Genomic DNA, 7458 nt, shown 5'->3' on the forward strand with positions numbered 1-7458 from the left:
AAATAAAATCAAAAATCAATTAATTTAATTTCACCCAACGGGTTATTTTAATTTTCTTTCTTTAAAATACCTGCTTTTTCAATAACTTTACCAATTTGTAAGGGTTTGCACTACTTGATGAAAATAAGTTAGAGCTAGCAGCAGTAAATACCTACAATAAAACGTTTAGTAATAGTTAATACAAGGCATGAAAAATCAAATTAAATACCTCTACGAGAACACGTATCTTAAATATCCAATGTATCCTGTTAAGTATGCTTTTGATTTTTATCGTTTTAGACTATTACCTGAAGAGTATTTTCTTAAAAGAAGATTTAAGCAAGTTTTTGGATTTAATCCTGATTTGAAAAACCCCAAGTCTTTGAGTGAAAAGATACAGTGGTTGAAATTGAACGACAGAACACCTTTACATACGCAATGCGCTGATAAGTTTAAAGTTCGCGAATACGTCAAAGATAAAGTTGGTGAGCAATACCTGGTACCTCTCGTTTTTGAGACCAAAAATGTAGCTGATATCAACAGCAATAATATACCGGATTATCCTGTTGCTATCAAAGCAAATCACGACAGTTCTGGTGTTGTTATAGTTCGTGATAAGAATAAAGAAAACTGGGACGCCATACAAAAGAAACTGCAAAGCCATCTTAAGGTAAACTATTATTATTATGATAAAGAATGGCCGTATAAAAATATTGAGCGAAGAATAATTGTAGAATAATTGTTAATCGCAGAAGATGGGGGAATACCTTTTGACTATAAAATTCACTGTTTTAACGGTAAACCTAATTTTATTCAGGTCGATATAGATAGGCATACTAAGCATAAAAGAAATCTTTACAACACACAGTGGCAACTTTTGGACGTCTTGCTAAGGCATTCAAATGGGCCAGAAGTACCAAAACCAGCGCAACTACAAAAAATGGTAGAATTGGCTGCAAAATTATCAGAACCTTTTTTCTATGCACGTGTCGATTTTTACTCTATATACGATGATGTTTATTTCGGAGAAATAACGTTTCATCCCGGCGGTGGTCGAGAAGTTTTTAAACCGATAGAATACGATTATAAGCTAGGAAGTGAACTAAAAATACCAACTGATGGCATTTAAAGCGGCAACCTACAACATATATAATTCAAATCTGGGTCAAGAACGTTTTTAAAAGTACCACATCTATTAAATCATTTGAAAGCGGATAACTTCTGTATCTTAATAATGTCGTAGTTTTGAAAAAAAGCAACATACGACTACGGGTTTTCCGCATTATTTTTTGGAAGTATTGAAACTGAAGTATAAAGTACTAAGACGTAGATTAGTTCGCCATTTAGCATTTCGCTTTTGGAGTAGTGAGTCCCGACACGTTTCGGAAAGTCCCAATTGCGATGTTTAGCACTGATTGTTTCATGGTTCTGTATCAAACCCACGAATCTCCTAGCGCCTACGTCATTTGGAGCGTCGGAGTTACGTTAATTACTGGTAAGCTGTAACTCAAATTTTGACCCGATGCTGTATTAACTTCTTATCTGATGCTCCTAAACGAAACTACGTTTGAAAAAGTAGTATTTTGTGATTTAGAACGAGATGTGTAACAGGTGAGTTCTATCTTAAATCACGTCAACTTTCGAAATTTTCCACCATTTTTCGAGTTGGGGACAGCATTAAAAATCTTGCTTCTAGCGGTTGTTGCCAAGGGGCTCCCCAATAACTAGGTGGGGCAGCGAATTGCCCAACGGCAGTCTGGCACCAGGGAGTAGGAGGGACGCCGCTGCCACAATCCCCAATTTATACTCCTTACAAGAAATATCCGAAGACAATGCCTAAAATGATTGCCAGCAGTTTTGCGAAATTAAACTTGTGATTTTCAGATGTTTCAAAGATTATTGTCGACGAAATATGGAATAAAGTTCCTACCACAACCGCCGAGAAATAGTGGTGTAACGACTGTATTTGTTGCAAATTCGACGCTAAAAACGTTCCCAACGGCGTAGCAACGGCAAATCCCAACATGAACAGTATTACAACGCTGTTCGACAGGTTTGCTTGTCGTAAAAATTGCGTTAAAATAACGGCGATTGGTAAATGATGCACGGCAATTCCCCAAGCTAATTCCGACTCGGCAGCTACTGGAATACCTTCAATTAACGCATGGACGCCCAAGGAAACAGCTAAAATAAAAGGAAGCCGCTTGAGCGACTTACCGCCGTGAACATGCCCGTGCTCAGCGCCTTTAGAAAAATACTCCAAGATGATTTGCAGCAGAATTCCGCCCATGATTAACAAGCCGAGGGTCGAAAATTCAGACTCGTTCGTATGACTGTAAATCTCCGGAAGTAAATGCAAAACCGTGAGCGAAAGCAGAAAAGCGCCGCTAAAAGCAAGCAACAGTTTTAGTCCGGTTTTCTTTTTTGGTTTGTATAGAAATCCGATTATCAGCCCGAGAACTACAGAAAGAAAAGGAATCAGTAATGCTGTCATTTAAATAAGAGTATCAAGCGTTCGCTGCTTAGCGGATGGTACTTTCTAAGTTTGTAATCGCCAAAAACATCGAGCAAATGAATGCCCGCCTGTTCCATAAGTTGTTCGAAATCGGCTAATCGAAGCGCTTTAACTTTTTCGGTAAACGCATATTTTTTTCCTTGATCTTCAAAGCGAATTTCCTTATAAATATACCCGTCGATTTCAAAACGTTTAATGTGAAACGCAATGTCATCAACTTCTTTCACTTCTTCGGGAACTAAGTGCGGAATCACAAAATCGACATTCATAAAATCGATGACGCCAAATCCGTATTCGTTAAGCGAATCGCGAATGGCTTCGAGCGTTTTCAGGTTATCGTTGTCGTTTTCGAAGTAACCAAAACTGGTAAACAAGTTGAAAATTGCATCGAATTGGCGGTCGAACGCTTCACGCATGTCGTGTACAACAAATTGCAGCGAATCGTTTTCATAAGCTTTTGCTTCATCAATGCTGTTGTGCGATAAATCGGCGCCAACCACGCGGTATCCCAACTGATTCAAATAACGAGAATGTCGTCCTTTTCCACACGCCAAATCGAGTATTTCAGCATGCTCAGGTAAATTTAGGTATGCCGTTATGTTGTCGATAAAGAGTCGCGCCTCCTTATAATCGCGATCTTTATAAAGAATGTGGTAGTAGGGGGTATCGAACCACGAAGCGTACCAATGGGTATCTTCTGGAACCGTATTGTTGGTCATTCCGCTTATTTTGGTGCAAATTTACGTTATTTTTGCAAGGTTTTTTTGACGAAAATAAGTCGAATTACACCTTCGTACATGTCAGATAATTTTAAAATGATTGCCAAAACGTTCTTTGGATTCGAGCCTTTGCTGGAAGCCGAACTGCGTAATTTAGGAGCACAGCAAGTAGAATCGGGCACGCGAGCCGTTAGTTTTGTGGGCGATAAAGGTTTTATGTACAAAGCCAATCTCGCCTTGCGTACGGCTTTGAAAATTCTGAAACCTATCAGATCGTTCCGTGCGCTAAACGAAAAAATGCTTTACGAAGGGATTCAAGAAATCGATTGGTCGGAGTTTTTACGTGTAGAATCGAGTTTTGTGATCGACGCGACAGTACATTCCGACTTTTTCAAGCATTCTGAATTTGTTGCACAAAAAACCAAAGACGCTATTGTAGATCAGTTTCGCGAACGTCAAGGCGCACGCCCAAGTGTTGAAAAGCGTTTCCCCGATTTGCGGATTAATGTACACATAGACCGCGAAACGGTAACGGTTTCATTAGATTCATCGGGTGCGTCTTTACACCAACGCGGCTATCGTACAGCTACTAACATCGCGCCCATCAATGAAGTTTTGGCCGCAGGTATGTTGTTGCACGCGGGTTGGCGTGGACAATCCGATTTTCTCGATCCGATGTGCGGAAGCGGCACTATACTGATTGAGGCAGCGATGATTGCGTGTAATATTCCAGCAAATCTCAATCGAAAGGAATTTGCCTTTGAAAAATGGCGCGATTGGGATTTTGAGTTATTCGAAACCGTTTTGGAATCGTTGATGAAAAAGGTTGTCGATTTTGATTTTTCGATGATCGGTTTTGATAAAGCGCCAAGTGCAGTGGCTAAAGCTACTGAAAACGTAAAGCAAGCCAATCTTTCGGAATATATTTCTATCAAGCACTTAAACTTCTTTGAAACCGAGAAAGGAACCGACGAGCCTTTATTTATGTTATTTAATCCGCCTTATGGCGAACGTTTAGATATCGATTTGGAGCGTTTTTATCGCGAGCTGGGTGATACGCTCAAGCAGCACTACGCCAATACTTCAGCCTGGTTTATTACGGCGAATTTAGAAGCCTTGAAATTTGTTGGGTTGAAACCGTCGCGAAAAATCAAATTGTTTAATGCTAATTTGGAAAGCCGATTGGTGAATTACCAAATGTACAGCGGAAGTAAACGTTTAAAGTTCAATCAAAATTCCGATGAAAAAATCAACTAAAGCCTTTGTTTTTCAGGCCATATCTTTTGCTTTCTTCTTTATAATTTGCCGTGTTATTTTAGGCGAGTTTTCCGATCTTGAACCTATTTGGAAAGCAGTTACCTCGGCAGTAGTGGCCACAATTTTAGCACCTAAATTTCAAGCTGTGAAAACCTCGCAAGGCGAACGTTTGTTTGTTTCGTGGCTTTTTCTAAAGGAAGTAAAAGAATTGAAATAGGTGTTATTTCTTTTTCTTTTTCTCGGCAGAAACGCCTTTATCTTTCTTATACAGAGGTAAGAAATAGCTTACGGTATAGTTGAAGCCAACGCCAAAGCGGTCGTTGTAGGTACGATTATAACCAGGAATATACAGGTTTTCGAATCCGCTTGGGTCTTTCTCTTGTATCATGATGTTCAGTCGAAAGCTAAAGCCCACAAAGACGTTTGTGAATACTTGTACTTTAATTCCGGCAACCGTTTCAATCCAGTGCGCTGTTAACCCGCTGTATTCGCGATTTACATCAATAAAATCACCGTTTCCAAAATACGGATTAGGGTTGTAAATTTTATAACTATTAAGCGTTTGCGAAAAGGTACTAAAGCCGTAGCGCAATCCAACATTTACCATGTTTTCGAGCTGTAACCAGTTTTGATGTGTGTTATAATCGAAACCTATTTTGAGGTACTGGCCGCGCGTTGTAGCGTTAATCTGCGGTTCGCGCGTATCTCGCTTTTCGGTACCGATTTCCGCGGCAGCGAAATACCTTTTCGATAACCGAAAGTCGCCAGTGAATTCAATACCTTGGTAGTCCTTATCGTAAAGACTTCGCGTTAAACGGTGTAAATCGATGCCCACGCGCAAGCCATAACGATCCTTGAATTTAGGTAGCGAATCGGTAGTTTGCGACCAACCCAGTATCGAAAAGAGCAGGAAAAAACTAGAAATATATTTTAACGTGGATTTCATTTTCGGTTTCGATGTCTGATTGTAAAATTTCAATACTGTTGATCCACACATTACCACTAGTAACTGTGATTGGTGCCAACGGATTAGTTGGTGGATTTAATTTATAAGTGGTTTTATATCCGCAAGCTCTCGATACATACGCATTTAGTCGGCTGTAGTTGATTACAATTTGGTCTTCAAAAATTAAGTCTTCGTTCGGACTGTTGTAATTCAACGTTAGGTTATATACCACTTGGTCGGCTTCGGTATTAAGCGGAAGACCGATTCTGTTCCCGTTCGATAAAAAGCGTTGTTCCGCAACCGGCGAATCTATAGGGATACTCTCATTCAATACTAAAGCTTCTTCTTGACCTTCGCCAATAACATATAAATTAGTCAGGTTTTTAAGTACCGCCGGATTGTTTGTATCGTAAAATTCAATAATTAACCGCGGCGTTGTAGATTGCCCGGGATCGCAAATGTCGTCCTTCTCACAAGAGCTTAACGATAAAACCACAATACAAAATAGGAGTAACTTTTTCATGAAGGCTTGTAAAGACTAATTTTTAAGCGATAAAAGTACAACATTTTCTACGTGATGTGTTTGCGGAAACATATCAACTGGTTTTACGCGTACTACTTCATATTTCTCATCTAAAAGTGCTAAATCTCGGGCTTGCGTAGCCGAATTACAGCTTACATATACCACTTTCTGCGGAGCTACTTTTAAAATCTGAGCCACAACATCTTTGTGCATGCCATCGCGGGGCGGGTCGGTTATAATTACGTCGGGTTTGCCGTTTTGCGCAATAAAATTGTCGGTAAAAATGTCTTTCATATCGCCGGCGTAAAACACGCAATTGTCTATTTTATTGTTTGCAGCGTTCAACTTCGCATCGGCGATGGCGGCAGGAACAGCTTCAACTCCCACTACTTTTTTTGCTTTTTTGGAAACAAATTGAGCAATGGTTCCCGTTCCAGTATACAGGTCGTATACAATCTCTTCTCCGGTTAGTCCGGCAAAATCGCGCGTAACTTTGTACAATTCGTACGCTTGTTCGCTGTTAGTTTGGTAAAACGACTTAGCATTTATGCGAAACTGCAAGCCTTCCATTTCTTCTACGATGTACTCGCGACCCGACCAAACCAAAATATCTTGGTCGTAAATGGTGTCGTTTGCTTTTTCGTTTACAAGATAAAGCAACGAAGTGATTTCAGGGAAACTGGTTTGCAAGTACGTCATTACTTGTGCAATACCATTTTTGTCATTTTCAAAAAACTGCACCAAAACCATTACTTCACCTGTCGAAGTGGTTCGAATCATTAGCGTTCGCAGTAATCCAGCGCGATTTCTCGGATCGTAAAACGCCAATCCGTTTTCATCTGCGTAAGCGCGTAGTCCATTTCGAATGGCGTTCGACGGATCGGCTTGCAACTGACAATCAGTTATGTTGAGAATTTTATCCCACATTTTTGGAATATGAAATCCAAGCGCGTTCCGATCGTTGCAAACCGTATCCGATTGCATTTCTTCAGGCGAAAGCCAACGACTGTTTGAAAAGCCAAACTCCATTTTATTTCGGTAGAAATACTGTTTTTCAGAGCCTAGAATGGGTTCAAATTCGGGCAAGTTAATCTTGCCAATGCGCTCCAAGTGGTTTTTAACTTCATTGAATTTGTAATCCAACTGTTTTTCGTAGCTCATGTTTTGCCATTTGCAACCGCCACAAACACCAAAATGTTTGCAGGCCGGCTCAACGCGATCACTCGAGTATTCATGAAAGGCAACAGCTTTTCCCTCGTAATAACTGTTCTTCTTCTTGTAAATCTGAACATCTACTATATCGCCTGGAACCACATTCGGAATAAATATAACCCGACCGTCGGGTGCTTTTGCCACGCACACTCCTTTAGCACCGGCATCCTGAATAGTTATTTTCTCGAAAAGTTTCTTATCTGAGTTACGTTTTCTTCCCATGCGGCAAAGGTAAACCTTTCCTTAATTTTTATCGTATATACTTTTAGTACACGACAAAAAACATAATTGATTAAAAATCAATAAA

The 7458-nt window shown here is 39.9% G+C and carries 7 protein-coding genes and 1 pseudogene; 3 read left to right on the top strand and 5 right to left on the bottom strand.

What is annotated here, in order from left to right; all coding sequences use genetic code 11:
- The first annotated feature begins 238 nt into the window (after positions 1-238).
- Positions 239-1108 (top strand): annotated as a pseudogene (locus CHX27_RS15745) (ATP-grasp fold amidoligase family protein).
- Positions 1109-1789: 681 nt separating this feature from the next.
- Here the strand turns inward: CHX27_RS15745 and CHX27_RS01360 are convergent.
- Positions 1790-2473 carry a ZIP family metal transporter gene (locus CHX27_RS01360; RefSeq protein ID WP_094484979.1) on the bottom strand — a complete coding sequence of 228 codons (684 nt, stop codon included), beginning with the start codon at positions 2471-2473 and terminating at the stop codon, positions 1790-1792.
- On the bottom strand, positions 2470-3213 hold the full coding sequence (locus tag CHX27_RS01365) for a class I SAM-dependent methyltransferase (protein ID WP_094484980.1): 744 nt from the start codon (positions 3211-3213) through the stop codon (positions 2470-2472). Before CHX27_RS01365 ends, CHX27_RS01360 begins: the two co-directional genes overlap by 4 nt.
- A 78-nt stretch (positions 3214-3291) precedes the next feature.
- On the opposite strand from CHX27_RS01365, the gene CHX27_RS01370 reads away from it, so the two are divergent.
- A complete protein-coding gene (locus CHX27_RS01370) occupies positions 3292-4470 on the top strand; it encodes a THUMP domain-containing class I SAM-dependent RNA methyltransferase (protein WP_094484981.1) in 1179 nt (392 codons plus the stop codon).
- Positions 4454-4687 (top strand): hypothetical protein, encoded by a 234-nt coding sequence (locus tag CHX27_RS01375; RefSeq protein ID WP_094484982.1) that lies wholly within the window; start codon positions 4454-4456, stop codon positions 4685-4687. The genes CHX27_RS01370 and CHX27_RS01375 overlap by 17 nt, the downstream gene beginning before the upstream one ends.
- A 3-nt stretch (positions 4688-4690) precedes the next feature.
- On the opposite strand, the gene CHX27_RS01380 is transcribed toward CHX27_RS01375, so the two are convergent.
- From CHX27_RS01380 to rlmD, 3 genes are read right to left on the bottom strand one after another with little or no spacing between them, the layout of a single operon-like run.
- Positions 4691-5416, bottom strand: a complete 726-nt coding sequence (locus CHX27_RS01380) for a DUF6048 family protein (protein WP_094484983.1) — start codon at positions 5414-5416, stop codon at positions 4691-4693.
- The gene (locus CHX27_RS01385; protein WP_094484984.1) at positions 5388-5939 is read right to left on the bottom strand and encodes a DUF6452 family protein; all 552 of its coding nucleotides are present in this window, start codon (positions 5937-5939) and stop codon (positions 5388-5390) included. Before CHX27_RS01385 ends, CHX27_RS01380 begins: the two co-directional genes overlap by 29 nt.
- Before the next feature lie 15 nt (positions 5940-5954).
- Entirely contained in the window at positions 5955-7373 is a 1419-nt protein-coding gene (gene rlmD, locus CHX27_RS01390; RefSeq protein WP_094484985.1) for a 23S rRNA (uracil(1939)-C(5))-methyltransferase RlmD, read from the bottom strand.
- Positions 7374-7458: the final 85 nt, after the last annotated feature.

The sequence above is a fragment of the Flavobacterium aurantiibacter genome, from assembly GCF_002251775.1.
Taxonomy (GTDB): domain Bacteria; phylum Bacteroidota; class Bacteroidia; order Flavobacteriales; family Flavobacteriaceae; genus Flavobacterium; species Flavobacterium aurantiibacter.

What these genes read in the sequence shown, in the direction of transcription:
- CHX27_RS01360 (WP_094484979.1), bottom strand. Translation starts at nt 2,473, where the DNA reads ATGACAGCATTACTGATTCCTTTTCTTTCTGTAGTTCTCGGGCTGATA.
- CHX27_RS01385 (WP_094484984.1), bottom strand. Translation starts at nt 5,939, where the DNA reads ATGAAAAAGTTACTCCTATTTTGTATTGTGGTTTTATCGTTAAGCTCT.
- CHX27_RS01380 (WP_094484983.1), bottom strand. Translation starts at nt 5,416, where the DNA reads ATGAAATCCACGTTAAAATATATTTCTAGTTTTTTCCTGCTCTTTTCG.
- CHX27_RS01370 (WP_094484981.1), top strand. Translation starts at nt 3,292, where the DNA reads ATGTCAGATAATTTTAAAATGATTGCCAAAACGTTCTTTGGATTCGAG.
- rlmD (WP_094484985.1), bottom strand. Translation starts at nt 7,373, where the DNA reads ATGGGAAGAAAACGTAACTCAGATAAGAAACTTTTCGAGAAAATAACT.
- CHX27_RS01365 (WP_094484980.1), bottom strand. Translation starts at nt 3,213, where the DNA reads ATGACCAACAATACGGTTCCAGAAGATACCCATTGGTACGCTTCGTGG.
- CHX27_RS01375 (WP_094484982.1), top strand. Translation starts at nt 4,454, where the DNA reads ATGAAAAAATCAACTAAAGCCTTTGTTTTTCAGGCCATATCTTTTGCT.